Source organism: Alkalimarinus coralli (assembly GCF_023650515.1).
Lineage (GTDB): Bacteria > Pseudomonadota > Gammaproteobacteria > Pseudomonadales > Oleiphilaceae > Alkalimarinus > Alkalimarinus coralli.
This window is the reverse complement of record NZ_CP096016.1, coordinates 142526-168768: the sequence shown is the minus strand read 5'-3', so window position 1 is coordinate 168768 and position 26243 is coordinate 142526. Positions and strand designations below refer to the sequence as shown.

Annotated in this window: 22 protein-coding genes; 13 read left to right on the top strand and 9 right to left on the bottom strand. The window is 47.6% G+C overall.

Going from position 1 to position 26243, the window contains the following annotated elements:
* Positions 1-60 precede the first annotated feature (60 nt).
* On the top strand, positions 61-366 hold the full coding sequence (locus MY523_RS21885; protein WP_370301278.1) for a type II toxin-antitoxin system RelE/ParE family toxin: 306 nt from the start codon (positions 61-63) through the stop codon (positions 364-366).
* Here the strand turns inward: MY523_RS21885 and MY523_RS00750 are convergent.
* From MY523_RS00750 to MY523_RS00740, 3 genes are all read right to left on the bottom strand, one after another.
* On the bottom strand, positions 267-1994 hold the full coding sequence (locus tag MY523_RS00750; RefSeq protein WP_250656904.1) for a bifunctional protein-serine/threonine kinase/phosphatase: 1728 nt from the start codon (positions 1992-1994) through the stop codon (positions 267-269). The two genes, MY523_RS21885 and MY523_RS00750, sit on opposite strands and share 100 nt — an antisense overlap.
* Positions 1995-2154: 160 nt before the next feature.
* Positions 2155-3624: a NarK family nitrate/nitrite MFS transporter gene (locus MY523_RS00745; protein WP_250656903.1), complete on the bottom strand. Its 1470-nt coding sequence runs from the start codon at positions 3622-3624 to the stop codon at positions 2155-2157.
* 211 nt (positions 3625-3835) lie between these two features.
* Positions 3836-5311, bottom strand: a complete 1476-nt coding sequence (locus MY523_RS00740; protein ID WP_250656902.1) for an MFS transporter — start codon at positions 5309-5311, stop codon at positions 3836-3838.
* Positions 5312-5714: 403 nt separating this feature from the next.
* On the opposite strand from MY523_RS00740, the gene nirB reads away from it, so the two are divergent.
* From nirB to MY523_RS00690, 10 genes are all read left to right on the top strand, one after another.
* Entirely contained in the window at positions 5715-8162 is a 2448-nt protein-coding gene (gene nirB / locus MY523_RS00735; RefSeq protein WP_250656901.1) for a nitrite reductase large subunit NirB, read from the top strand.
* 83 nt (positions 8163-8245) lie between these two features.
* Positions 8246-8578 carry a nitrite reductase small subunit NirD gene (gene nirD / locus MY523_RS00730; RefSeq protein WP_250656900.1) on the top strand — a complete coding sequence of 111 codons (333 nt, stop codon included), beginning with the start codon at positions 8246-8248 and terminating at the stop codon, positions 8576-8578.
* Between the two features lie 235 nt (positions 8579-8813).
* On the top strand, positions 8814-11543 hold the full coding sequence (locus MY523_RS00725; RefSeq protein ID WP_250656899.1) for a nitrate reductase: 2730 nt from the start codon (positions 8814-8816) through the stop codon (positions 11541-11543).
* 25 nt (positions 11544-11568) lie between these two features.
* Positions 11569-11973 carry a lactoylglutathione lyase gene (gloA, locus tag MY523_RS00720; RefSeq protein WP_250656898.1) on the top strand — a complete coding sequence of 135 codons (405 nt, stop codon included), beginning with the start codon at positions 11569-11571 and terminating at the stop codon, positions 11971-11973.
* A gap of 30 nt (positions 11974-12003) precedes the next feature.
* Positions 12004-12321: a VOC family protein gene (locus tag MY523_RS00715; RefSeq protein ID WP_250656897.1), complete on the top strand. Its 318-nt coding sequence runs from the start codon at positions 12004-12006 to the stop codon at positions 12319-12321.
* Between the two features lie 48 nt (positions 12322-12369).
* Complete coding sequence (locus MY523_RS00710) at positions 12370-13524, top strand: PAAR domain-containing protein (protein WP_250656896.1); 1155 nt, start codon at positions 12370-12372, stop codon at positions 13522-13524.
* Positions 13524-14387 (top strand): Imm49 family immunity protein, encoded by an 864-nt coding sequence (locus tag MY523_RS00705; protein WP_250656895.1) that lies wholly within the window; start codon positions 13524-13526, stop codon positions 14385-14387. Before MY523_RS00710 ends, MY523_RS00705 begins: the two co-directional genes overlap by 1 nt.
* Positions 14388-14505: 118 nt before the next feature.
* Positions 14506-14727 (top strand): hypothetical protein, encoded by a 222-nt coding sequence (locus MY523_RS00700; RefSeq protein ID WP_250656894.1) that lies wholly within the window; start codon positions 14506-14508, stop codon positions 14725-14727.
* Positions 14724-16715: a TerB family tellurite resistance protein gene (locus tag MY523_RS00695; protein WP_250656893.1), complete on the top strand. Its 1992-nt coding sequence runs from the start codon at positions 14724-14726 to the stop codon at positions 16713-16715. The genes MY523_RS00700 and MY523_RS00695 overlap by 4 nt, the downstream gene beginning before the upstream one ends.
* A 143-nt stretch (positions 16716-16858) precedes the next feature.
* On the top strand, positions 16859-18124 hold the full coding sequence (locus MY523_RS00690; RefSeq protein WP_250656892.1) for a phospholipase effector Tle1 domain-containing protein: 1266 nt from the start codon (positions 16859-16861) through the stop codon (positions 18122-18124).
* Positions 18125-18172: 48 nt separating this feature from the next.
* Here MY523_RS00690 and MY523_RS00685 read toward each other — a convergent pair whose 3' ends face one another.
* The 5 genes from MY523_RS00685 to arfB form a co-directional block, all read right to left on the bottom strand.
* On the bottom strand, positions 18173-19921 hold the full coding sequence (locus tag MY523_RS00685) for a SulP family inorganic anion transporter (protein WP_250656891.1): 1749 nt from the start codon (positions 19919-19921) through the stop codon (positions 18173-18175).
* Positions 19922-19979: 58 nt separating this feature from the next.
* Positions 19980-20666 carry a pseudouridine synthase gene (locus MY523_RS00680; RefSeq protein ID WP_250656890.1) on the bottom strand — a complete coding sequence of 229 codons (687 nt, stop codon included), beginning with the start codon at positions 20664-20666 and terminating at the stop codon, positions 19980-19982.
* Between the two features lie 100 nt (positions 20667-20766).
* On the bottom strand, positions 20767-21483 hold the full coding sequence (locus MY523_RS00675) for a YebC/PmpR family DNA-binding transcriptional regulator (protein ID WP_250656889.1): 717 nt from the start codon (positions 21481-21483) through the stop codon (positions 20767-20769).
* 183 nt (positions 21484-21666) lie between these two features.
* Complete coding sequence (locus MY523_RS00670) at positions 21667-22386, bottom strand: pseudouridine synthase (RefSeq protein ID WP_250656888.1); 720 nt, start codon at positions 22384-22386, stop codon at positions 21667-21669.
* Complete coding sequence (gene arfB / locus MY523_RS00665) at positions 22376-22792, bottom strand: alternative ribosome rescue aminoacyl-tRNA hydrolase ArfB (protein ID WP_250656887.1); 417 nt, start codon at positions 22790-22792, stop codon at positions 22376-22378. Before arfB ends, MY523_RS00670 begins: the two co-directional genes overlap by 11 nt.
* Before the next feature lie 199 nt (positions 22793-22991).
* Between arfB and MY523_RS00660 the strand changes: the two genes are divergently transcribed.
* Both MY523_RS00660 and MY523_RS00655 read left to right on the top strand, forming a co-directional pair.
* A complete protein-coding gene (locus MY523_RS00660) occupies positions 22992-24641 on the top strand; it encodes a response regulator (RefSeq protein WP_250656886.1) in 1650 nt (549 codons plus the stop codon).
* Between the two features lie 46 nt (positions 24642-24687).
* Complete coding sequence (locus tag MY523_RS00655) at positions 24688-25113, top strand: YqaA family protein (protein ID WP_250656885.1); 426 nt, start codon at positions 24688-24690, stop codon at positions 25111-25113.
* 22 nt (positions 25114-25135) lie between these two features.
* Here the strand turns inward: MY523_RS00655 and MY523_RS00650 are convergent, their stop codons facing one another.
* Positions 25136-26149 (bottom strand): M14 family metallopeptidase, encoded by a 1014-nt coding sequence (locus MY523_RS00650; RefSeq protein WP_250656884.1) that lies wholly within the window; start codon positions 26147-26149, stop codon positions 25136-25138.
* Positions 26150-26243 lie beyond the last annotated feature (94 nt).

Below are 26243 nucleotides of genomic sequence, written 5' to 3'. Positions count from 1 at the left end.
GCCAAAAGGCCCCTCCGCTGCTCAACTTGTAGTTAAACGTATTATCGCCGGAGTTGAAGCTTGCCTGAAAACCCCGCACCAGGGCATTCTGGGCGAATTCATGGCGCACGAGAGTTAGTCATTCCCAATACTCGCTATATAGTTCCTTATCGTGTCAGGCCGCGTTTGCATCGAATTGAAATCCTGAGAATTTTCCACACTTCACGCCGCCTTCCCAGGGGGGGGGGTGATAAACAAACGACTCAAAATATCCACTCATTGGCACTTTACCCTAACCACAGCCAAAGCGTGACCACCTGGCCGATCAACAACACACCACTGGTTATCTGCCAAAAGAGCATGGGGTTTCTCTCAAGAAAGGGCTGATTTCTCAGCCGCATAAACTGTTGGTTTGGGTGCCTCAAATCAAACACAAATTCCGACAGTGACTCGTAGCGCAATTCCGGCGATATATGCAGCGCTTTTCGCAGTGCGCCATCCATCCAGGCGGGTACCATTGGGTTGTAGCGATAGGCAGGCTCATACCTGAGACGTGAAAAATCCTGTGCACTCTCACAGCGTTCAAACGCTTCGCCAAACGGTAAATGGCCGGTGAGCATTTCATAGGTAATCATCGCGATTGAGAACAGGTCTGAGCGCACGCTGCCCGCCCGGCGCAATTTATACTCCGGCGCGGCATAAGTCGCGGTTCCTAATATGGTATCGCGTTCGAAGGGCGTGGCTATTTCGTTTACTCCTGCAACCAGGCATGAGCCAAAGTCGATTAACTTCGCTTCTCCCTCTTCGGTCAACACAATATTATCAGGCTTCAGGTCTTGGTGGAGGGTCTCCTTACGGTGCAATGACCTAACTCCTCTAACGACCTGCTCGATAATATCAAGCACCTGAGGCACGTCTCGACGAGAGGTATTTTTTATCCAGTCTGCCAGCGTATCGCCTTCTACATACTCACAGAGATAATACAGACATTGTCGCTTTCGCTCCTCTACTGGCACTTTCACCACATTGGGGCAGTCTATGCGACGCCCGATCCACTCTTCCATGATAAATCGTTCGATGTAGGCCGGGTCGTCTTCATAGTTTACGGAAGGCGTTTTCATCGCCCACTTTTTGTGGCTTTCGATATCCTCAACAACGTAGAGCTGACTGCGGTTACTAGCGTAGATTTCACCGAGCACACGATAGCCGTCTATCGACATACCCTTTTCTAAAAATGGGGGAAACGGCAGATCACTCAGTTTTTTATAAACATCAGCCGAGTTTGCATCAGCCAGTTGCTCAATGCGAATGATCTGGCAACTTAAGTTGTCATCACTCCCCGCCTCTTTAGCCATATCAATAAGCTGCTGGCAGGTTATCTCGACGTTAGTATCGGCTGTTTGCAGAGCTTTCTTAATCACTTTGGGAGACAAAAAGTCATGCACACCATCAGTGCTCAAAAAAAACAGGTCACCCTCTTCGACGGCTTCTGTTCGATAATCCACATCAAGCCGAATGTCCATTCCCATCGCTCGGGTAAGATAGGCTTTGTCTTTACTCACATGCGCACTATGATCACTGGTAAGCTGTTCAAAGTCGCCCCCCCTTAACCGATAGATACGGCTATCGCCAATATGAAAAAGGTGCGCCATCCGCGACTTGATTACCAAGATAGAGAGGGTGCTGATATAGCCCCTGTGCGCTTCAATAAACCGCTGCCCTTGTCCATATAACCAGCGATTTAACGCCGTCAGGACTTTTTGAGCTGAGGTTTTAACGGTCCAGGAGTCCGGGGTCGAGTAGTAGTCGTTGAGAAAGTTTTTAACACAGGTTTCACTGGCTTCTTTGCCTGCCTCAGCACTGCTAACGCCATCAGCAATAACCGCGACCATGCCCTTAATCGTCAGCGCTGGATCGTCAGGCATCATAATACCCAGACAATCCTCATTCTGATGCTTAGGGCCTTTATCCGTCGCCTGTCCTATTGCTGCGTTTAAACGACTACTTAAATGCATCAAAACTCCTCGGAATACAGTTCTATAAATTCAGCTCTATCAATTCTTCCCTACCAGCTCTGCTCTATCGACTCTTCCCTACTAGCTCTGCCTCTATCAACAGAGCAACCCCGGCCACCTCTCAGCGACAGGGGTTGTGACAGGCGTGATACCTTATTGACTAGGTCACTTCTATCAACTGTACCGAGCCATCTTCCATTACTTCTGTCATATGGCCTGAGGGCTCATCCAGGAACTGCACAAAGATGAAACAGACGGCTGCGGCTCCGGCAATAAACATAAAGAATGTCGATGCATCTACAAACGAAAGTACCGTTAAGAAGATCACTGCACCTACATTACCATAAGCGCCAGTCATACCTGCAATCTGACCTGTCATGCGTCGCTGTACAAGAGGCACCATGGCGAACACAGCCCCTTCGCCCGCTTGCACAAAGAAAGAGCAGCACATCGTCGCCACAACCGCTAACGGTATCAACCAGGCGCTATCAATCTGGCTAAGCACCATATAACCGATCGCCAGACCACAGATCAAAATTGACAGCGTTTTCTTACGACCAAACCGGTCACTTAACCAACCACCACCCGGCCGTGCAACCAGGTTCATAAAGGCAAAACCTGACGCCAATAAGCCAGCAGTCACAGCGGTTAACTCAAAGGTTTCCATAAAAAACAAAGGCAACATCGAAACAACGGCCAGCTCAGAACCAAAGGTAACAAAATAAGCCCAGTTCAATACTGCAACCTGCTTAAATTTATACTGCTGTAGTTCTGGTACACCATTTTTCAGATTCTCTTTGTTCACCTTGTAGATTTGGCTGGTCTGGAAAACAAACAGTGCAGCTAACCCAAAGTATATGGCATTGCTTGCAAAGTCACTGAGCAAGTTGATCTTTTCTGGCCCCAGCTTCCAGGTAAGCACCGCTAAAGCGATATACATTGGAATATTCATAGCCAGGTAGAAATAGAAATCTCGCTTGGATGTAACCTCTAAACCACCGGTCTTTTTAGGCTTAAAATAAGTTGACCCTTTAGGCGTGTTTCTAGCCACTTTATAAAAGAAAATACCATACAAAAATGCAACAGCGCCGGTGCACATTAGCGCATAACGCCATCCATCTTCACCGCCAATCAGTAGTGCCAGCGATGGCAGCAACATGGCGGCAGCAGCAGAACCGAAGTTACCCCAGCCGCCGTAGACACCTTCTGCAACCCCAACCGTTTTAGCTGGAAACCACTCACTGACCAAGCGAATACCGATCACAAAACCGGCACCGGTAAAGCCCATTAAGAAACGTAATAACGCCAGCTGCTCGTAAGTTTGAGCCAGCGCAAATGCGGTACAGACGACACCTGCGGCCATTAACAAACCGCTATAGATAATGCGGGGGCCAAATTTATCTACCAGCATTCCGATAAGAATTCGCGCTGGTATCGTCATCGCAACGTTCAAGATCATCAGCGCTTTCACTTGCTGACTGGTCAGATCAAATGCTTCCTTCATAAAAGCCAATAGTGGTGCATGGTTAAACCAGACCACGAAAGTAATAAAGAAAGCAATCCATGAAACATGCAACATGCGGATTTTTTTATCCGCAAAATTTAGTAGGTTGAGGCCGTCACCAGACATTGGGGTTCTCCATGTATTTATAAAGTAATAGGCACTTACCTACAAAATAGATGCCAATAACAAAATACGCTTAAGCTTCAAAGAGATACCCCTTATTAGATACTCCCAACCACTCCCTTATATCTATTCAAAGACCAGTTTGGTGCACCGAGTAAACGCGCCAAGCCCCAAAAGAGCGCAACCAAAGTGTGCGCGCTTACCTTCTTAATAATTATTTGCCCACATCAATCAACTCAACCGTGCCATCAGGCAACACTTCAGCGATCTGGCCTTTCGGCTCTTCCAGAAAAAGAATGATTAAACCAGCCACCACCGCACAACCAATAGCAATAACGGTAAAAAATGTCGTAGCATCTGACAACGAATAAACTAGCAGGAAGCTGGCCGCACCAACATTACCATAGGCACCAGTCAAACCTGCAATCTGCCCTGTTAAACGACGCTTGATCGTAGGCACCACACCAAAGGTTGCGCCGGCTCCTGCCTGAACGAAGAACGAGCAAAAAACCACGACAGCCATGGTAAGCCCCAGGCTCCATTCTGAATTAATTAGGCTCATACCCGCATAACCAATCGCAGAGCCAATGACCGTTATCAGCAGTGACTTCTTCCGCCCCACTTTATCACTAATATACCCACCCCCAGGTCTAGCAATCAGGTTCATCGCCATGAAACTGGAGGCCATTGCAGCCGCTATAGCAATCGAGACTTCAAAAGTATCAATAAAGTACAGTGGTAACATCGATACAACCGCGACTTCCGACCCAAACGTCACCATATAGGCCAGATTCAGCAGCGCAACCTGTTTAAACTTATAACGATGAATTTCCGGGATCTCGGTACGCAGGTTGTGTTTATTAACATTGTATATCTGGCTTACCTGATATAGATACCAAGCCCCCAACCCCAGCCAGATCATTTGAGCCACACTTTCAGAAAGCAGCCCAACGCCCGCGGGAGACAAGCGCCAGGTAATCACACCCATTGCCAGGAACATAGGCGCACACATAATCAAATACAGATAGAAGTCACCTTTGCTGGTCACTTCCATTGGGCCGAGCTTCTTCGGCGAAAAATAGGTCGATCCTTTGGGTGTATTACGAACTTTAATATAGAAGAATACCGCATACAAAATCGACACCACACCCGCCGAACCTGCCGCAGCGCGCCAGCCATCTTCGCCACCAAAGAAAGCCGCTAACGCGGGCAATATAAACCCGGCTGCCGCTGCACCAAAATTACCCCAACCGCCATAAATACCTTGTGCTGTGCCTGCTTGTTTTGCCGGAAACCATTCGGTAATCAGGCGAATGCCGATCACAAACCCTGCCCCCGCAAACCCTAACAAGAACCTGAACATCGCTAACTGTTCGTAGGTTTGCGCCAACGCAAAGCCGATACAGAATAACCCGGAAATAACTAACAACCCACTAAACATCAGCCGGGGGCCGAATTTATCCACCAGCATTCCCACTAATGTTCGGGAAGGAATCGTTAAGGCCACGTTTAGAAATAACAGCGCCTTCACTTCAGCACCAGTAAGACCAAACGCTGATTTAATCAGTGGCATTAGTGACGAATGACTAAACCACATAAAGAAAGTTATAAAGAAAGCGACCCACGAAAGATGTAGCGTCACGTTTTTTCGATCTGAAAAATTCAGAATATTTAGCTTATCAGCAGACATTCAGTACTCCTGCACCCAATAGTTTAAGTACCTGGGTATGAGCAAGCGCAGTGCCAGTTCCTGCAAGTCATCCAATAATATTTATAACTACCAACAAGGTAATATCAAAATATACTTCTCAATAAATATCTAAATAACCCCAAATCAGTGCAAATAGAAATTAAATCGTGCCCCACAATAAAAAATGCTCAGCGCACCAAAAAGGAGCATGCACTATTTTAGTGCTTACGCTTCATAATCGAGCTTTTTATTAGCTGTACCACACCATAAAAACCACCTGATAATTACAGCTTATTTATTTACTTTCAATAACTTAAAGGCTTTTTTATTTTACTGGCACAACTTGTGCAGTGAGTCTTTGCATTACATTTATAAATAGTTTCCAAAGATTCTGGAGAGACGAATGAGAGAAAAGCTGGTCGTAATCGGAAATGGTATGGCAGGTATGCGTACTGTAGAAGAACTACTCAAAATCGCACCTGAGAAATACGACATTACTGTATTTGGTGCTGAGCCATATGGTAACTACAACCGCATAATGCTCTCTCCTGTTCTTACCGGAGAAAAGACGGTTGAAGAGATCATGATCAATGATCTTGACTGGTATAAAGAGAACAACATTACACTTTATGCCGGTGCAGATAAAAAGGCTGTCGATATTGATCGTCGCAATCAAAAAGTCATTGCTGCTGATGGCACAGAAGCAGAGTACGACCGCCTTCTTCTTGCTACCGGTTCTAACCCTTTTATTATTCCCCTGCCCGGCCATGATCTGGATGGAGTAATCGCATTCCGAGATATCGCCGACGTCGAAACGATGCTTAATGCGGCCAAAGAGAAAAAGCACGCCATTGTGATCGGTGGTGGCCTGCTGGGGCTTGAGGCCGCGAACGGTTTGATGAAGCAAGGAATGGATGTCACGGTTGTCCATAACCTTGAAGTACTGATGAACCGTCAACTCGATGAGCCTTCTGCCAAGCTGCTGGAGCAGTCACTGGTGGAGCGCGGCTTATCATTCAAAATGAATGCAAACACCTCTGAGCTTAAAGCTGATGAAAACGGCCATGTTAAAGCTATTGCATTTTCCGACGGTGAAGAGTTACCGGCTGACCTCGTAGTAATGGCGGTCGGCATACGACCTAATATTGAATTAGCACAGAAAGTCGGCTTGCACTGCGAACGCGGTATTGTGGTTAACGACACACTACAAACCTTTGACCCTAAGATATACGCGATAGGCGAGTGTATTCAGCATCGTGAAGAGCTGTTCGGTTTGGTTGCACCTATTTGGGATCAGGCAAAAGTGGCTGCAAACCACCTGGCGGCATACGGCATTGGTATTTACCGCACTCAAGCGACATCAACAAAGCTAAAAGTAACCGGAATTGATCTATTCTCTGCTGGCGACTTTACCGGTGACGACGAAACTGACGAAATCGTCTTTCAAGACCCAAAGCGCGGTATCTATAAAAAAGTCGTATTGAAAGAAGACAAGATCATCGGTTCTGTGATGTATGGCGATACCATTGATGGCTCATGGTACTTCCAGCTGATGAAAGACGGCACCAATGTTGCCGACTTCCGCGACTCTTTGCTGTTTGGCCAGGCCCATATGGGAGACTCAGGCCACGCAGGCGTAAATGCTGCTGCGGATCTACCTGATTCAGCCGAGATATGTGGCTGTAACGGCGTCTGTAAGGGCGACATCGTAAAGGCGATTACAGAAGAAAACCTTTACACGCTAGACGAAGTTCGTGCGGCAACCAAAGCCTCTGCGTCATGTGGTTCTTGTACCGGTTTGGTAGAGCAGGTTATCTCTTCTACGCTGGGTGGTGACTACAACCCAAGTGAAAATGAAAAAACAATCTGTGCATGTACCAGTTATGGTCATGACCAGGTACGTGACGCAATTAAGCCAAATAACCTTAAGTCATTCCATGAAGTATCCGAATTCCTTGAATTTAATAATGCAGATGGCTGTCATGTATGCCGACCAGCCATTAACTACTACCTACTGGCAGCATGGCCTGGTGAGTACGAAGATGACATGACATCACGCTTCACCAACGAGCGTATGCATGCCAACATCCAGAAAGACAACACCTATACCGTCGTACCTCGAATGTTTGGCGGTGTAACAACAGCAGATGACCTGCGTGTTATTGCCGATGCAGCCGATAAATACGAAGTACCTATGGTTAAGGTAACCGGTGGTCAGCGTATCGATTTGGTTGGCGTTAAGAAAGACGACCTTATCCCGATGTGGAAAGATCTCAACGATGCAGGCATGGTATCCGGTCATGCATACGGTAAAGCACTTCGTACCGTTAAAACCTGTATCGGCTCTCAATACTGCCGTTTTGGTACTCAAGACTCAACCGGCTGCGGTATCAAGCTAGAAGAGATGACATGGGGCTCCTGGACGCCAGCCAAGTTCAAGATTGCAGTGTCAGGCTGCCCACGAAACTGTGCTGAAGCGACTATTAAGGATTTGGGCGTTGTAGCGGTTGATTCCGGCTGGGAAATCTATGTGGCAGGTAACGGAGGCATCAAAGTACGGGTATCAGACTTCCTGGTTAAGGTTTCAACCGAAGAAGAGGTTATCGAATACACCGGAGCCTTTATGCAGATGTACCGCGAGCAAGGCCATCACAACGAACGTACTGCCCCATGGATCGAACGCGTAGGACTTCAGTATATCAAAGACGAAATTGTCGAAAATGCAGAGAAGCGCAAAGCCTACTATGAAGGCTTCCTGTACTCGCAGAAATTCGCGCAAGTTGACCCATGGAAAGAGCGCGCCAGCGAAGGCGTTGATCAGCATAACTTTATTCCACTCGCAGAAGTGTAACCATTAGGTCAATTGATAGTCGGAGGCGATACACCTCCGATGCGACAAAACAGATTTTTTAGACTTTTCGAGAGATTACTACAATGAGTCAAACCATCGAAATAGGTAAATTAACCGATATTCCTAAACTCGGTTCACGTGTTGTTAAGACAAAACAGGGCGACATTGCTGTGTTCAGAACAATGGAAGATGAAGTGTTTGCACTACACGATCACTGCCCACACAAACAGGGTGCCCTATCCCAAGGTATAGTGCACGGCAAGTCTGTCACCTGCCCGCTCCATAACTGGGTCATTGGCTTGGATGATGGCGAAGCAAAAGGTCATGACACGGGTTGCACCAAGACGTTTGAAGCACGACTTGAAGGTGGCATGGTTTACCTTCTTCTGGAAGACGCTGAAAGCCAGTGCGCCTAGCAGATAAGCACCCTTTAAGATAAAAAATTCCGACCGCCCCTCTTTTGAGAGCAGTCAACGATCCCCCCGCCGACAGGACTCCTTGAGTCCTACGAAGCTCACACTCTCTTTGCTCCCAACTCTGGGAGTGTGACGCTTCACTCCAACCGGCCTGACAATAAACTCATGTAGATCAGTTATTTGTTATGATAGCTATCTATAAACTTTTGTAAGACAGAAGTGTAGAGTGAGCATTATGCAAAAAAAAGCCAAACAAACCACTGAGCTTAAAACAGCCGAGCTGAAAGAAGTCAGAACCACCTGCGCTTATTGCGGAGTGGGCTGCGGCATAAAAGCAACCGTTAAGGATGTTGAAAACCGCATCATTACCGTGAGCGGAGACGAGGAGCACCCATCTAACTATGGCCGTCTCTGTTCAAAAGGAACCGCACTGGCCGACACCCTCTCACTCAACGAACGGTTGCTCACGCCTATCTACCAAGGCGCTCAAGTAGGCTGGGATAAGGCAATCCAGAAAACTGCTGAACAATTTAGCGCAGTTATCGACCAACACGGGGCAGACGCTGTCGCTTTTTATATCTCGGGTCAATTGCTTACCGAAGATTACTATGTCGCTAATAAGTTGATGAAAGGATTTATTGGCAGCTCAAATATCGATACCAACTCCAGGCTGTGCATGGCCTCGCCAACCACGGCTCAAAAACGTGCTTTTGGCACCGATACGGTTCCCGGCTGTTATGATGATTTTGACCATGCAGAGCTCATTATTCTGACCGGCAGCAACACGGCCTGGTGCCACCCGATCATTTATCAGCGAATTAAAAAAGCCAAAGAAAATAACCCTGCATTAAAAATCGTCGTGATTGACCCCAGGGTCACCGACACCTGCGCAATAGCTGATTTGCACCTGCCCATTCATTCGGGCACCGATGGTTTTTTATTTACCGGTTTACTGTCTGCACTTGCCAGCAATAAGCAGTTAAACGAAGAGTATATAGAGCAACATGTCGATGGTTTTACAGAGACCCTGTCTGCTGCGCATCACAAGGCTTCAGAACATTCTAACGTTGCAAAAACCTGTGGCATTGATGAGGCCGATCTGGCAACGTTTTACCAGTGGTTTGGGGAAGCCGACAACGTCATCACTGCTTATTCTCAAGGTATCAACCAGTCAAGCTCAGGCACAGACAAGGTCAATGCCATTATTAACGTTCACCTTGCCACCGGTAAAATAGGCCGCGTAGGTGCTGGCCCGTTTTCGCTTACCGGGCAACCCAATGCCATGGGAGGGCGAGAAGTTGGTGGCTTGGCAAACCAGCTGGCCGCTCATATGGATTTCAGCGACGACAATGTTGACCGCGTATCACGCTTCTGGCGAACAGATGACGTATCTTCAGCTCCAGGGCTTAAAGCGGTAGACCTGTTTGATGCGATGGCCGATGGCAAAATAAAAGCGGTATGGATTATGGCCACCAGCCCGGTCGATAGCCTGCCTAATGCAAACAAAGTCAAAGCGGCATTAGCAAAGTGCGAGTTTGTTGTGGTGTCAGATTGCATGCAGCATACCGACACCACTCAGTATGCCGATATGCTGCTTCCCGCTCTGGGCTGGGGTGAAAAAGACGGCACGGTTACTAATTCTGAAAGACGCATTTCGCGGCAGCGCGCCATCCTCCCGGCCCCGGGCGACGCCAAGCCGGATTGGTGGATCATCACCCAGGTTGCCAGGGCAATGGGGTTCGAAGCGTCATTCCAGTTTCAATCAGCACACGACATTTTTAAAGAACACGCCCAACTGTCCGCATTTGAGAATACGCTTGATGCAAACAGTAAAGCGCTCAAGAAACGTGACTTTAATCTGGAACAGCTCGCTAACTTGAGCCACCAGCAATACGACGAGCTGACACCTGTTCAATGGCCCGTCACCCAGGCCGCGCCTAACGGCACCTCACGCATGTTTGAAGATGGTCACTTCTTTACCTCTACCGGTAGAGCACAAATGGTTGCCATCAATCCCAAACCACCGGAGGCACCGCTAAGCAAAGCATATCCTCTGGTGTTGAATACAGGCCGTATCAGAGACCAGTGGCACACCATGAGCCGTACTTCACTGGCCCCCCAGCTGAACAATCACAAAGCAGAACCGTTCGTAGAAATTCACCCGGAAGATGCTAAACAGTATTCGATCACCGATGGCGAGCTGGTGTTAACCAAAACGAGCTACGGTGAGATGATTGCCCGGGCCGAAGTAACCGATAACCAGAAACAGGGCAATGTATTCGTCCCGATGCACTGGACGGAACAGTTAAGCTCAAAAGGACGAGTCGGAGCCTTGGTCAACCCTGTAACCGACCCTCTATCCGGTCAGCCGGAAAGCAAACACACCCCCGCAACGATATTGCCTTACAAACCCCAGTGGTATGGTTTTTTACTCTCACGCCGCGCACTGGAGATCAACGGAGTTCAGTATGTGGTGAAAATTCGGGGTCAAAAGTTCTATCGTTATGAACTCGCCGCAGAAACGATGATCGATGATCTGTCTATCTGGGCCAGAACCCTACTCTGCGACAACAAAAAAGCAGAAACCGAATGGGTTGAGTACTCCGATATCAAACAACGTAAATATCGCGGTGCCCGCTTTTTGGGTGAGATGTTGGAGAGTTGCCTGTTTATATCCCCTAGCCTGGATCTGCCGACAAGAGGATGGCTGGCGGAGTTATTTAATAAAAGTCATGTTGAAGTTGATGAACGCATGGCCATGCTATCAGGTTCACCACCCGCTGGTAGAGAGGACTGCGGAAAAACAGTATGCGCCTGTTTCGGCGTTGGCGAAAACACCATTAAATCGGCAATAGCAGACAATGGGCTAACCACCGTACAGGGCATTGGTGAATGCATCAATGCTGGCACCAATTGCGGCTCTTGTATTCCTGAGCTTGAGAAGATATTGTCTAGCGCAACATAAAACATATCACTCAGCAGGTGCCTTTATGAGAGTCCTTCATACGATGCTACGGGTCGGTGACTTAGACCGCTCAATCGCCTTTTATACCGACGTATTAGGCATGCAGCTAATACGCAAATCAGAAAATCCGGAATACAAATATACCCTGGCATTTGTGGGTTACGGTGATGAAAGCCAGGGTGCGGTGATTGAACTGACCTACAACTGGGGGCAAAGCGACTATGACCTAGGCAACGCATACGGCCATATCGCGCTGGAAACCGACGATATCTATGCCACCTGTGACGCTATTAAAGCCAAAGGCGGACAAGTCACCCGTGAGCCCGGCCCGGTAAAAGGCGGCACAACGATAATTGCCTTTGTTAAAGACCCTGATGGTTACAGCATTGAGCTGATCAATAAAAAAGATGCAGGCAAGGGACTGGGGTAGTTTATACGCACATAGCATCTAGGAAAGCAGATGAAATTTAACCATATAGGCATACCAACCAAACAGAAGTTCGATGGTGAGATAGACCTGCCTCACTTAAAAATGACTGTGTCCGACCATGAAAACAACCCGTACGGCATTCAGTGGCAGAGGTATTGGGACAACGCGCCATACCCTGAACTTGTTAAAACCGTTCCGCACGTTGCTTTTGTGGTCGATGACCTGCAAAAAGAAATAGAAGGGAAAAATATAATTATTCAACCCAACTCGCCAAGTAAAGGTTTAATGGTTGCATTTGTAGAGGTAAACGGTGCCCCTATAGAGTTGATGGAGTATCAGGAAAAGTAAATGACCAAATGATGGAGAGGCTAAAATAACGCCGCCCGCTTGGGCGACATGCACCAGTGCCCCCTTGTCGATGGCAAAACCCGCCATAAGGGAGGCCCCACTGCCACCGGCTCATCAAACGTTTTCATTAATGGCCAACCTGCCGCTCGCGTAGGCGATATGGCTGTTTGCAATGGCCCGCCAGATACCATTGTCCAAGGTTCTTCAACCGTATTCATTAACGGCATGCCCGCCGCGACCATGGGGAGCGTAACCGCCCACGGTGGTATTGTTATCGGCGGTTCCGGTGATGTTTTTATTGGCGATGTCACGCCAGTGGAACCCTCACCTGCAGCTGAAGCGTCCTTTATTGATACACTGGTTGGCGGGGCCAAGGAGCTGCTTAATCAGTTTCTCAGAGAGAATGCGGCAATTCACGCGGAGTGGATGGCTGGCAGCGGCATTATTCAATATCAGGATCAGGCCACAGGCGAAATACTAAGCGCTGAGGAGGTTGCCTATCGCTATAAAACCGAAGGCCGGGATATGATTCCACTCAGCAATGAAACAGAGCAGGCAGCAGCAAAGAGCCTGCGCAACCTGCCGCAAACACCGGCGGTTGTATCTGCCATTACGGCGCTGGGTAGTCGGGGCAAATCACTGCTGCGCAAGCCTGATCAAATAATACTGGATATTGAGCAAGCCTTGCTAAACAGCCGCTCCAGCAGTGAGGCACTGGGCAAAGTAGGGATGGAGCAGGCCAAAAAACGTCAGGGTATCACCACAGACCCGCGCTATATTGACCGTTACCATGGGCCAGATGACCTTGCACTGGACAAAAGCGGTAAACTAGTTGAAATAGAAGCCAAAGGGAATAATAGAGACAGCCTGGCAGTCGCTAAAAACACCAATTTGGAAAGGCAAAGCTCGGAAAAGAAAAATAAACGCAGAGCTAAACTAATGACCAAACAAAAGCATAAAAAGGTCAATCAGCCATCCAATAGGCAAGGTGGCCCCTATGTCAATAGTGAAATTGAGCTCTGGAGTGAGATTATTCGTAGCAAAGGGCAAAAACGCCATTTGTCGACCCATACCAATACAGAGACCGGGCGGGTGCGAATACTGGAGCGGGACTCAAGAGGTAATGTCACAGATACTCTGGATGATTTTAATATAGAGAGCTTTGACAAAGTCAAACAACTGGTAATGGAGGCGTTTAAATAATGAAAAAAGCAGATCAGGAAGATATTGATTATTGGATTGAGGGTGATTTAAAAACCATTCGACAGTCTGAAGATGATTACAAAAGCGGGTGGTACAAGGAGCAGGATATCTCCTTGCAGAGTGTTTATTCTGGTACAGCTATGGATTATGCCGGTTTAGGCCGCGCGCGTTTTTTAAATGGCGAATCTCCGGAAAGGTTCAGGTACGAATTCTCAACCGCTGGCAAGTGTATGCTTAAATGCTTCAAAATGGCTTATGACGTCACAGACCCGGATTATGTCGGTGATACATCCCCCCCCCCGAAAGCGCCCAGCGCAGGGTATGGACAGGTAAACTGGGCGGCGGTCATGGAGACCAATGCCATTGACGGTTTTAACTACGCCTTAATGGGGGCTGACTTTGAGACCGCCAGAGCACTGGCCTACTGGTATCAGGACAGTAAAGATGGCAAAAAAATGGATGCAGTGGTCAACCGGTACACCTATGCCTACAAGCATGCCTTGCTGAATGAGCTGCAAAAAGGCCAGCGATTGTTAGAGAAAACCCTTCAGGAGTATGCCGAAAAACCCCCAAAAACGGGAGGGGATATGCACTATTTTACCCTTAGCATGACCTTGTACGGTATACTGAAACGGGATGAGGTTGTATTTAATGAAGGCCTGGCATTACAACTGAAGTTCTATAAAAAATCATACATCCCCGCAGAGGATTTATGGGGAACAGCAGAAGAGTTTATCTGCGACTATGCCGTTGCCCTCTCCAATCTGGCGCTTGATGCCGGGTTACGGGTCACTGTTGAACACGACCTTTTACCGAAGGGGCTGTTAATCGGTGGGCTGAACAAATCACAGGAAGAAGGCTAACGCAGTACTGCGCGCTTTTTCCACCAAACTGTAGCCTTGTATGCAGTGAGAAACGAACGGAATCAAGGTTTTCTTCTTAGCGCCTGAAATACCACTGAGGATAATCAAGATTCAGTGAATGACCTTGATTCCAGTCGTACCTCCTTTCATGCAAGGCTACATTAGCAATGTAGCTCTCACACCTGCCGCTGAGCAGGCAACACAGTCGCAACGGGATAGCGGCTACTCGCTTGTAAATTCCTGCCCCCCCTTCTACTATTGTGATAGAAAAGCCATCGCCTTGCTGTTTCGTGTTCCTCGAAAAGGTTCTCCCAACGAAAAAATGCGAGGAGAGTCATGAACGATGAAATCATACAACTTGCTACCGGCGCTTTTTTGGTCGCTTTATATTCATTTCGCCGATACAACACTCCTGAGTCAAACCGATACGCAACAACCATAACTCGCTTCAACCTTGTCTATCTTTGTTACCTGACGATTACGCTTACCGTATTTTTAGGTTTGTACCTCTGTGTTGATAATCTCAATAAATTAGATCCATCCCTTAGTAAACTGATTCCCGGCTTCCCTTCTATTTCAGCCGCACTCGAAGGCATCCCCCCGGCGATTGGCGCCACACTGATTCTAACGACAATGCTGCCGAGCATTCCATGGCTTTCTAAATTTGATAAGCGAATTCTTGAGCGTATGTGGGATCTGGGAAAAATACCTGCCTACATGATTGTTCGCATCGAAAAACTAAAGCGCTCCCACATCACAACGACCAGCCCATACCAAAAAGAGCAACTATTGAAGCTGGCTGATGAATGGGAGTATAGGCGCGAGTACTTGGTCTTTGAGCCGGACTCATCGGTCAATTATCAATGGGTTAAAGTTTCGCTGCTATTGCTAGAAATACGCAAACGCAACAACTCAAAATACCCTCGCTATAACCGCTATATCGAGATGCATAAGTCCGAATACGAACGGCTGTTCTTTGATATGCAAAGCCTGACCAAGAAGATGTCCAGCTATTTTCAGCTAATGGCGGAAGACCTGCCGGGCAATACCCGCTCAAGAAAAATGCAAAGGAACCTGTTTAGCACGATTGAAGATCGCCTCGACCAAATTGAAAAGTGGGTCATTGAGTTTTTGGTTCTGATGATTAACAGCTCAGAATTGAGCGAGAAGAAACGCGTCGAAGTCACAAGACAGATAGGCTTCGATGATGGCGGCGAGTCGATAAAAGACATCACGTTCTTTCAAATATTACAGCTTATGGTGTTGATTTTTGGTGGCTACTTTGGCCTGTCCATGCTTGATAATCTGGTAAGGGACCAAAGCCTATTATCAACATCAACCCTTTTTCAAACGCTGATAATGGCAACAACCTATAACATAGCCGTTTTTGCAGCGATTTACATGAATCGTAATTTTCGTAAACGATTTATTGTGAGTGACAGCTTTGCATTTGTTACTCGATTTTCTGCGGGGGTGCTGTCAGCACTTGGCTGGGTTATTTCAGTATTCGCGCTACGGACTCTACAGGCGTCTATCAATGACAGCGTGACCGACATAGCTGGCGCGATGGCAAGAACTTACCCATACGCCATTCAAAATTTCATACTAGGGTTTAGCTTAGCCTGGCTACTGGAGCTTGCCCATAAACCAGAACCATTAACTGAAGCCGTTCGACTCAGTAAATTCAGGGTCACGTGCTGCCTCAAGCTAGGCGCAATTATGACGCTGCTTTCGTTGCCTATCGTGTTTATGCTGTATCACGCCAAAGACCCCGGCTTCAGGCAGTCTTATATCGAATCGCTTAGCTGGCTGATGGAGATTATAAAAGCTGGCTCCATTGGCCTTCTGATAGGTTACTTTATCCCCTATTGGTATCAACTGAACAAATTGAACTCACCAATGCAGAGCCTGTTCAGTTTTCTTCGCTATTACCATGACAATATCTGCAAGGAAACCCGTCAATTGGAGCGAGGACAGTTAGAAACCATTCTGGTCAAAAACGCCCTGGTCGTTGCGCAGTGTGATGATCATCTACACCCGCTTGAGCTAAAAATCATTAGACAGCTTATCTTCCATCTGGACAGTTCACTAGACGATTTTTCAGGCAATATTGCTGAAGACATACTCAATAAAGTAATGGGCACAGAAGACAACGTTGCGGAATACGAGGCACCGGAAAGCAGCCTGAAAAGCCTCCATTACCTGCCGCATTTAAGACAAGTCATCATCTATTCGTTAGAGTCTGTGGCCTGGGCTGACGGCGTAGTAGAACACGAAGAAAGGGAGGTTTTACATGATATCTGCTCAGGCTCTATGAGGCACGCCTAGTCGATGCGAACCTGAGGCAGGTCGCGGCTATTGTACTATACTGACAACAACTGAACTGAAAACATCTGATGGTCGATTTCGGTACACAGGTTTGAGCGTCACAGGCAGTTCCTTATCACGCTATTCGCTAAGAGGAACCCAAAATGAAAGGTTACAATAAAAGAATCGTTATTTGCTGTGATGGCACCTGGAATGAGCCAGACAGTGAACCAACAAACGTGGTTAAGATTTTAAGAGGAATCCTCCCCGCATCCAACAACCATCATCAAGTCGTCTTCTACGATCAAGGGGTCGGCACGCAAGGCGGACTGGACAAGTATGCAGGCGGTGCTTTCGGCATTGGCGTGGCGAAGAATATCCTCGATGCATATCGTTTTCTCACCCACAACTACCAAACGGGTGACGATATTTATTGCTTTGGCTTCAGTCGAGGCGCTTATACCGTTCGAGCGCTAGGGGGGCTATTAAACACGATAGGCCTGTTGCCCAAGAATCAGTTGGAATCTCTGCCTCAAGCCTACGCATATTATCGTACCCCTCCTTCAGAGCGTGGCGTAAACCCGTACAAAAACAATCAACGGCCAGAGATTCTTATGATGGGGGCCTGGGATACGGTAGGTGCACTTGGGGCACCCACACCGTTATTGGGACGCCTGGTCAAGCGTCGCTGGGTTGGCTTTTTCGATACCAAACTCTCTAAACCGATTAAAAATGCCTACCAGGCGCTCGCCGTTGATGAAAGGCGTCCTCCATTTAAAGCAGATTTATGGACCGGCGAGATTGACGACGACCAGTGCGTTGAACAGCGATGGTTTGCAGGTGTTCACTCCAATATCGGCGGCGGTTACCCAAATACGGGGCTATCAGACCTGGCTTTACTTTGGATGATTGAAAAGGCCAAAAATCTGGGGTTGGCATTCGACGAGTCAAGCTTGAAGAATCTAAAGCCGAACAGCAATGGGAAGCTCTATAAGTCATATAGCGGATTTTACCGCTTATTGGAGAATATCAATGGAGAGTCAGGTCGCCGGGTACTTGATGGCGATGAAAATAATCCGCCGATCAATGTTCGCATAGATCAATCGGTATTTGATCGCCAGAGCAACAGAGAGGACTATGAACCAAAGAACCTGCTGCCAATTCATCACGCTCATCAAGATCACTACACCCGAGCCGTCGCTCGCCGTGAGTTCAACCGCGCGCTAACACCGGGACTGGTCGCAAATATTGAGTTTGGCACATCTTCTTCTCAAGGCGATGTGGTCGATATGTCTGAGGGCGGCATTCAACTTATCTACGATGGTGATATGAAAGGGCCGGTATCGGTTAGTTCACCTAAGTTCGACAAAAAGAGAGCCACCATCGCCTGGCATGAGGATAACCGGTATGGCCTTGCTTTTGCGGCATAACCCGTTTGCCCCAAGGTGTTGAAATGGCAACTTGCTAGTCAGAGCTTGCTAGTCATATAGTGGCTGAGAGGTAAGGTCTCGCCAGGCAGAGTAGTGGCTTAGGTAGAGGTTTCCTGTTAATTGCTGCAAAAAGTCACTGCGCTTGATTCTATCTAACACAGGCCCCTTCACTTCAGACAGGTGGAAGGTCATATCCGCATCTTTAAGGTACTGGTTGATTTCAAACAGACTTTCCAGTGCGCTTGCGTCAATATCATTAATCGCGCTGCACATCAGTATCAGGTGATTGGCTTTGGGGTTAGAGGCAACCAGCTCATTAACCCTGTCTTCAAGAAAACGCGCATTGGCAAAATACAGGCTTTCGTCAATTCGAAACGAAATAATTTCAGGGTCGGTAATAACTTCATGTCTCTCAATGTTTCTGAAGTGTTCTGTCTCGGGCACTCGCCCTAAAACCGCCACATGAGGGTGACTTGACCGGTACAAATGAAGCGCGATAGAGAGCAATACCCCACTGACAAGCCCCCACTCCACACCATTCAGTAAAGTCAGTAGCATCGTAAGCAGCAAGGCTGAAAAGTCCTTTCGGTTAAACGCCCAGGTACGTTGCATGGCTTTAAAGTCAAACAGTGACAGCACCGCCAGAAAGATCATCGATGCCAGCGTCACAATGGGTAGGTAGTAGAGATAAGGCGTTAAGAACAGACAACTGATCGCCATCCCTACGGCCGTAAATGCACTTGTAGCAGGCGTTTTGGCCCCTGCATTAAAGCTGACCGCGGAGCGGGAAAGGCTGGCCGCCACCGGAAAGGCCCCGGAAAGCCCTGCGGATAAGTTGGCAACTCCCAGGCTAATCGCCTCTTGGTCGGGGTTAATGCGCTGTCTCTGTTTGGTCGCAAAAGCCTGAGCAGCGGACAATGAACTGACAAAACCGATAATGCTGATCAGCAGTGCCGAGCTGAGAAGGCTTTTCCAGGTAGCCTGGCTCCACTCCATCTGATTGAGGTCAGGTAGTTGTATGGCGGGTAAACCTTGTGGAATCTGCCCCAGCAAGGCAACACCCTGGTGTTCAAGATCAAGCAATACTACAACCAGTATAGACCCCAGCATGGCCAGTATTGGGGCCGTTTTACTCAGGCTATCAGCTACAAACTCCGACGAGGAAAACCTCAACACCAACGCCCTGATTATTTTAGGCATAATAAACAGGAATGTGATCGAACAAAGGCCTAACAACAGGGTTGCAAGATGCGTTTGATCAACCAGCTTAACCGTCGACGCAATGACATTAAAAAAGCTTGCATTGTCGACCTCAATACCTAGCAGATTCCCTAGCTGGCTCGACGCGATAACGATAGCCGATGCCGAAATAAAACCAGTAACTACCGGGAAGCTGATAAAGTTCGTCAGAAAGCCTAGTCGGAAAAATCCAAACACCAGCAAAAACATGCCTGACATAAATGCCAACACAACGGCCCCCACAACCTGCTGAGAGGTAAACGGCTCAGGAAACGTCGCCGCTAACGCCGTAGCTGTCATAATCGAGGTGATCGCAAACGGCCCTACTGAAAGCGGCCCACTCGCCCCTAATAGCGCGTAGGCAAGCAGCGGCAATAAACTGGCGTATAAGCCCATCTGAGGCGGCAAACCGGCCAGCAGTGCATAGGCCAAAGACTGGGGGATCAGCATGATGGTGATAACCATTGCAGCGATACTATCTGCTACAAAGGTTGTTTTGTCATAGCGTTTAGCCCATTTCAGAAAAGGCAGACGCCGACTTAAGTCAGAATAACTCATGATGCATGACATAAACCTTGTTCGGTTTTAGCAAACTTATACAGGCCCGCTTCGCCTGCTATTTAAAATACATTATTTCTTTTTCGGTAAGATAGCGCCACTGGCCCACATCAATATCCAGCGTAATCTCACCCACCTTCTGTCGATGTAACGATACAACCCGATTTCCCACCGCTGCAAACATGCGCTTTACCTGATGAAATCTTCCTTCGGTGATCGTCAGTAGCACCTCTTTTGAGTTTATCGTTTCTAGCTTAGCAGGTCGTGTGATGGACTTTTCGCCTTGTAGTTGAATCCCCTGCTCAAACCTTAGCGCCACATCGTCTCTTATAGGGTCACGCAGGCCAACCCGGTACTGCTTTTTACACGCCTTCTTTGGGGTAATAATATTATATGACCAGCGACCATCATCGGTGAGCAATACCAGACCTGTGGTATCGGTATCCAGTCGACCCGCAATATGAAGGTCGAGCGCCCGCTCAACCTCAACGTAACGAAATACCGAAGGGTATCCTTCATCTACGTTTGAACAAATAGTATTAAGCGGTTTGTTAAGCATAATATAACGCGACGGCCTTGGCGTAAGCCGAACCCCATTAAGCGTTATATTATTGTTCTCATGCACCTGGATAGCCTCGTTTATTACCACACCGCCATTAACCTGCACGTTACCTTGATGAATCAGTGCAGTCGCTTCGGGGCGCAATAAATCGGTACTTTTACAGAGGAATCTATCTAAACGCATGTATTGGAGGGGCGAAAACGGTCGCTCTATCTGGACATTCTCTACCCGGCTTATGAACAGAGTAGAGAATAAACATGGGGAAAACGATCAGGTGAGTGCTTTATAGCTCTACGTTGTGATAAACGTTTTGAACGTCATCAACATCGTTCAGCATATCCATAAACTTTTCAAACATTTCAACATCATCACCTTCAATGGTCATGGTGTTGTGAGGCAGGAATTGAATCTCGTCCACATCAAAATCAACCCCTTCAAACGCATCCATTAATGCTTGCTTGGCCTTAAAGTAATCGGTATGAGGGGCAATAACGGTGATTTTGCCGTCTTCGTTTTCAATATCGATGACATCAACATCCGCTTCCATCAAGGCTTCAAGTGCTGTTTCTTCGTCCTCACTGGCGAACACAAAAATAGCCCCATGATCAAACATGTGACTAACACTGCCCTGAGTGCCGATTTTGCATTTTGTTTTTGTAAAGCACTGTCGAACATCACCAAATGTTCTATTTGGGTTGTCGGTCAAACAGTCAATAATGACCATGCAGTTGCCTGGACCATAGCCCTCGTAACGTGCAGGAGAGAAGTCTTCGCCACCACCCCCTTTGGCTTTATTGATTGCTTTTTCAATAACATGGCTGGGCACCTGATCTTTCTTGGCCCGCTCAATCATACCACGTAGCGCCAAATTGCCTTCCGGGTCTACGCCACCCGCTTTAGCACAGACATAGATTTCTCGACCATATTTACTATATACCTTGGCTTTAGCATCAGAGGTCTTAGCCATTGACTCTTTACGGTTTTGGTAGGCTCTGCCCATTAATCTGCTCCATCAAATAGTTTATTACGAACGCGTAGGGACACGCTGCACTCAAAATTTGCAACATATTAACATGTTTTAGCATCAAATCATGAGCAGGAAACAACCCCCCATTAATTATTGATCCCTAGTCAAAGCCCCTACTAATCAAATCCCCTAAAAGGTAACAATAAGACTTTTACCCTACCCCACCAGGCTAACTTCCTCGCTCTGAAGCTCTCGACTTTCCCCTACAGCGAGCCGAGGGTCTAGCAATAGCGGCCCAATACTTAGTCGATGCAACGCTAAAACCGGGTTTCTAAACCGGCCAAACATCCGCTTAATTTGATGGTAACGTCCCTCAGTTAAACTGACGTCTGCAACATAGTCGCTCACTATCTCAAGCTTCGCGGGTTTGGTGGTAATGTCTTCGTAAGCGAAGTACATCCCTTCATAAAATGCAGAGATATAGGCGTCAGACAATGGTTTTTCGAGTGTCACCCGATAGCGCTTTTCGACCTTGTTCTCGGGCGCCATTATTTTTCTGGACCATCGGCTGTCATTGGTCAACAAAAGCAAACCTGATGAGTTAAGATCAAGCCGTCCGACAATATGCAGGTCTGAGCCTGTAGCTTTATCCAGCAGGTCAATCACCGTTCGGTGCTGCTCATCCTTAGTCGCGCTGACGACGCCAGCGGGTTTGTTCATCATCAGGTACTTGGGCTTATTGGCCTGCAACACTTGTCCATCTAACGTTACATGAGAGAACTCATCAATAACCTGCTGGCTATCATTGATGGCAATTCCATTGATCGCTATGCGCTTTTGCGCCAACATCAATTTAACATCACGTCGATTGATCTCAAGATGAGCACTTATAAAACGGTCAATGCGTGTGCGCTTGGAGCGACGCTCAGTGATCAAAGGGTTTGCCCCGTAGCGCTTTTATTTTGCCGCGCAGCGTTTTACTGTCCATTCTCCGTGTTTGCGACCCTTTGCTTGGCTTGGTCGGACGCCTTGCTTTCTGCACAATACCGGCACTTCGAACTAGCGCCTGTAAACGCGCCAACGCATCTTCGCGGTTTTTTTCCTGGGTGCGATACTGCTGTGCTTTTATAATAATCACCCCCTCTTTGCTGATTCGCCGGTCTCGTAACGCCAATAACCGTTCCTTATAGAATTCAGGGAGGGATGAGTCATTAATATTAAAACGCAGGTGAATAGCTGAGGAGACCTTATTCACGTTCTGACCTCCGGCACCTTGCGCCCTGATAGCAGAAACATCAATCTCGTCATCAGGGATCGATATATTTGGGGTAATTTCTAACACTATAACGGCCCATGAAGTCTGGTTATCGTATACACTCTATTAAGCACATATGCTTTTAATGGAAGGCGCTGACTCCGACAATATAAAGAGCTGCGGCTTAACCTTCTTATCATACCAGCAGATTCAATTATTTTTACCTTAATTAGTTTATCTGGTAAATTTCGGCCTTATAAATCCTTCAGGAATAACAACACTGCCTATGTCGGTTACAGGACAATCAAAAGCCAAACCTTTACTTCATGGTAAGCGCGCCATTGTCATCGACGATATGGGGGCCGCCGTCGCTATCGGCCGTAATATGTTAATGTCGTTGGGTGCTAAACAGGTGGATACAGCCAATGACTACCAGTCTGCTTTCATGCTGCTGGCGCGAAAAAAGTACGACTTGGTATTGTGTGATTTCAACCTGGGGGCGGGCCTGAATGGTCAGCAACTGTTGCGAGACTTGAGACACATTGACCGGCTCAGCTATACCACCCTGTTTGTCGTGGTATCTGCGGAACGAACCAAAGATATCGTTCTGGGAACCATTGAGTGCGAGCCGGACGGTTATATCGCCAAGCCATTTACACAGGGCGACTTTATTCAGCGTATTACTCGCCTGGTTAATCAGCAGGCGGCCTTTAAAGCCTTCAACCAGGCGCTGGATAACAAGCAATATGCCGAAGCGTTTGCCGAAGCTGACCGAATACGGGCAGAGCAACCCAAATACAGCAATATGGCTTTACGCAAGAAGGCCGGCACACTTTATGAGTTAAAACGCTACGAAGGCGCATTGGAGCAGTTTGATAAAGCGCTGGAAAAGCATCCGTTAACCTGGGCGCAAATTGGGCGTGCCCGCTGTATCGCCGAAATGGGCAATACGGCACAGGCGATTGAAGAGTTTGAAGCCATCATCCAGAACAATGGCCTGGCGGTTCCAGCGATTGATAGCTTAGCCACTTGCCTGCTGCGTGAAGGGCGCAAAAAAGATGCTCAGGAAACGGTTGAGAAAGCGATTTCGCTCTCACCCATGAGTATTGAGAGGCAGCGCTGGCTCGGTGAGTTAAGCACTGATATTGGCGAACTTGAAACCGCCGTCAAAGCCAACCGTTCAGTACTTAAGCTTGCTCAGGGAACACTTAAGGAATCAGTCAAACAGTACGAAACATTTTCACGCACGCTGAGAAAAGCAATCGAAGCTGAGTCAGATAGCAAAATCATCAGCGAACGAATTCAGGATGGCCGACAAGTCATTAAAGAAGGTCTTCAGAAATTCGAAGACGAAGAATCATTAAAGCTTAACGATACCCTCTACAGGTCGCTCGACAAGTTCAAGCAAGGCGACAATGAAGAGACGATCGCCATTGTTGATGCGGCGATTGAACGTCACAAAGACTTGCTCACTCAAGAACCTTCATTGGTTATCGATATCGCTGAAACAAAGCTGTTAGCAGGCGACCGCCCCAGCGCAGAAGGTATGCTGAGAAAGCTTATCAAAGACCATAGTGGCAACAAGAATCTGGTCGATCAGGTTCAGTCTATCCTGGATATCCCGCTCCCCCACCATCAACGGGTGTTAATTACAGAAAAGAATCGTGAGGGCAAGCACCAATACGATGCTGGTGATTACGAAAAAGCGTTGTCGTCATTCCGAGACGCACTGACGCTATATCCTAACCATCCCTCTATTAACCTAAACGCTATTCAGGCAACGCTAAAGTTGATTGAATCAGGAGAGCGCAGCGAAAAAGCGCTGTATGAAGCACTGGAATACCTGAATGCCAGTGTGCCACTGGAGAAAGACCATCCTGAATATAGCCGTAAAGAGGCATTTCAAAACTATTTGGAAAAACGCACAAATAAGTAACGCCCTATTCGCACCATCTTCGCTTTAAGGATCCTCATTCCAACCCATGACCTACCTGTCGCTGTTTATCTCCTCATTTATCGCCGCAACACTGCTGCCTTTCTACTCTGAGGTCATACTGAGTGTTATGCTGGCAAATGGTGCTGAGCCTCTTTGGTTGTGGCTTAGCGCCACCTGTGGCAACACGCTGGGGTCACTGCTTAACTGGGCGTTGGGGCGTTACTTGCTCCATTTCCAGCACAAAAAATGGTTCCCGTTTAAAGCAGGCAGCCTTGAGAAAGCCCAAAACAGCTTCAACAAATATGGTTTATGGAGCCTACTGTTTGCCTGGTTACCTATTGTCGGCGACCCGATTACATTTGTTGCAGGCATCATGAAGGTTCGGATGCTGCCGTTTATAACTCTGGTATTTATAGGCAAAGGCATTCGCTACGGCGTTGTTATCTCCCTAACAAACAGCGTCATAACCTAACTTGCCCTTTTCCTGTGTACGTTTATTCATTGCAACCTATAAAGTAAAACAGACAGTCACTGGCTGCAATTTCCGCATTCGTTGTCACCATAAAGAGCTTGATCGGGTTTATAGAAAAAAGCTGATCTCCCCTACACTCAAAATACTCATGCAGCCGTTCATTGCCGTCATGATCTTTTGCTGTCAGCACGCTGAGCCCTTTATCACTCAGATAAGCCAACGGTTCTTCATGTGGCACCATACCATAGTTCAGCCGCTCTGCATTTTCGGGCAACGTGATATCTGCATCTAACTGTTTAACATTGGCGTACGCCGCATAGCTACCAGCTTCCAGTTCAAGACGTATAGGGTTGCGGAAAATATTAACCCGGTAATCAAGTCCGGGGTCAGCATAAACCGACTCTGCGGCGAGGTAGCGTGAGATACCCTCCTGTGCGACAAACTTTGCAGAGGCGTCAGACGCACCACCGCACTCAATGGTCACGGTAGGCACATCCGCCTCGCTGATCTCCATAATCGCCCCCAGCCTTAAGTCTGTGACAATCAGGTCATTAGTAAAGAGGGAGGTCAGCGCCAGGTGGTCAGCATCATCATTAATTGACACCCCAAACGCAGGGCCTGAGCCTGATGTATTGTGAAGATCAATTAACGCCTCGGGCTTAACCGAGTGAATAAGCTGTAATATGGCCCCAGCCACTTCACCTTGCTGGTCTTCAAAAGGCGGCTTAAAACAGCGATTAAGGTCTCGCATATCTGGTAATGTACGGTGGCTAAATACGGGCTCGGCCAGCGCAGCCTTAACTGAGCCAATAATAAACAAGGCATTCACCGCAGGCGTAGTGCCCGCTAAAAGATACTGATGAATGGCATAAATCCCGGAAGGTTCATTGCCATGTAATAGTGTGCATACCGCGCGCGTTCTGGAGCGATCCTTGCCTTCAACAAAGATCGCTGCTGGCCCTGATAGCCGGTGTAAAAATGACTCTACAGAAGAGCCAAAAAGTGATTTATCAGGGTTATGGATAATCTTTAACATATGACGTTACTTCACCCCTATTACATTGTCTCTGAATAAAACTCATTTTATCGGGCGCGGGGCGCCCGATTATTCTTTATAACCACTCATTTTG

Excerpts from the sequence above, each read along its gene's own strand:
- MY523_RS00750 (WP_250656904.1), bottom strand. The coding sequence starts at position 1,994 with ATGCATTTAAGTAGTCGTTTAAACGCAGCAATAGGACAGGCGACGGAT.
- MY523_RS00745 (WP_250656903.1), bottom strand. The coding sequence starts at position 3,624 with ATGTCTGGTGACGGCCTCAACCTACTAAATTTTGCGGATAAAAAAATC.
- MY523_RS00740 (WP_250656902.1), bottom strand. The coding sequence starts at position 5,311 with ATGTCTGCTGATAAGCTAAATATTCTGAATTTTTCAGATCGAAAAAAC.
- nirB (WP_250656901.1), top strand. The coding sequence starts at position 5,715 with ATGAGAGAAAAGCTGGTCGTAATCGGAAATGGTATGGCAGGTATGCGT.
- nirD (WP_250656900.1), top strand. The coding sequence starts at position 8,246 with ATGAGTCAAACCATCGAAATAGGTAAATTAACCGATATTCCTAAACTC.
- MY523_RS00725 (WP_250656899.1), top strand. The coding sequence starts at position 8,814 with ATGCAAAAAAAAGCCAAACAAACCACTGAGCTTAAAACAGCCGAGCTG.
- gloA (WP_250656898.1), top strand. The coding sequence starts at position 11,569 with ATGAGAGTCCTTCATACGATGCTACGGGTCGGTGACTTAGACCGCTCA.
- MY523_RS00715 (WP_250656897.1), top strand. The coding sequence starts at position 12,004 with ATGAAATTTAACCATATAGGCATACCAACCAAACAGAAGTTCGATGGT.
- MY523_RS00710 (WP_250656896.1), top strand. The coding sequence starts at position 12,370 with ATGCACCAGTGCCCCCTTGTCGATGGCAAAACCCGCCATAAGGGAGGC.
- MY523_RS00705 (WP_250656895.1), top strand. The coding sequence starts at position 13,524 with ATGAAAAAAGCAGATCAGGAAGATATTGATTATTGGATTGAGGGTGAT.
- MY523_RS00700 (WP_250656894.1), top strand. The coding sequence starts at position 14,506 with ATGACCTTGATTCCAGTCGTACCTCCTTTCATGCAAGGCTACATTAGC.
- MY523_RS00695 (WP_250656893.1), top strand. The coding sequence starts at position 14,724 with ATGAACGATGAAATCATACAACTTGCTACCGGCGCTTTTTTGGTCGCT.
- MY523_RS00690 (WP_250656892.1), top strand. The coding sequence starts at position 16,859 with ATGAAAGGTTACAATAAAAGAATCGTTATTTGCTGTGATGGCACCTGG.
- MY523_RS00685 (WP_250656891.1), bottom strand. The coding sequence starts at position 19,921 with ATGAGTTATTCTGACTTAAGTCGGCGTCTGCCTTTTCTGAAATGGGCT.
- MY523_RS00680 (WP_250656890.1), bottom strand. The coding sequence starts at position 20,666 with ATGCGTTTAGATAGATTCCTCTGTAAAAGTACCGATTTATTGCGCCCC.
- MY523_RS00675 (WP_250656889.1), bottom strand. The coding sequence starts at position 21,483 with ATGGGCAGAGCCTACCAAAACCGTAAAGAGTCAATGGCTAAGACCTCT.
- MY523_RS00660 (WP_250656886.1), top strand. The coding sequence starts at position 22,992 with ATGTCGGTTACAGGACAATCAAAAGCCAAACCTTTACTTCATGGTAAG.
- MY523_RS00655 (WP_250656885.1), top strand. The coding sequence starts at position 24,688 with ATGACCTACCTGTCGCTGTTTATCTCCTCATTTATCGCCGCAACACTG.
- MY523_RS00650 (WP_250656884.1), bottom strand. The coding sequence starts at position 26,149 with ATGTTAAAGATTATCCATAACCCTGATAAATCACTTTTTGGCTCTTCT.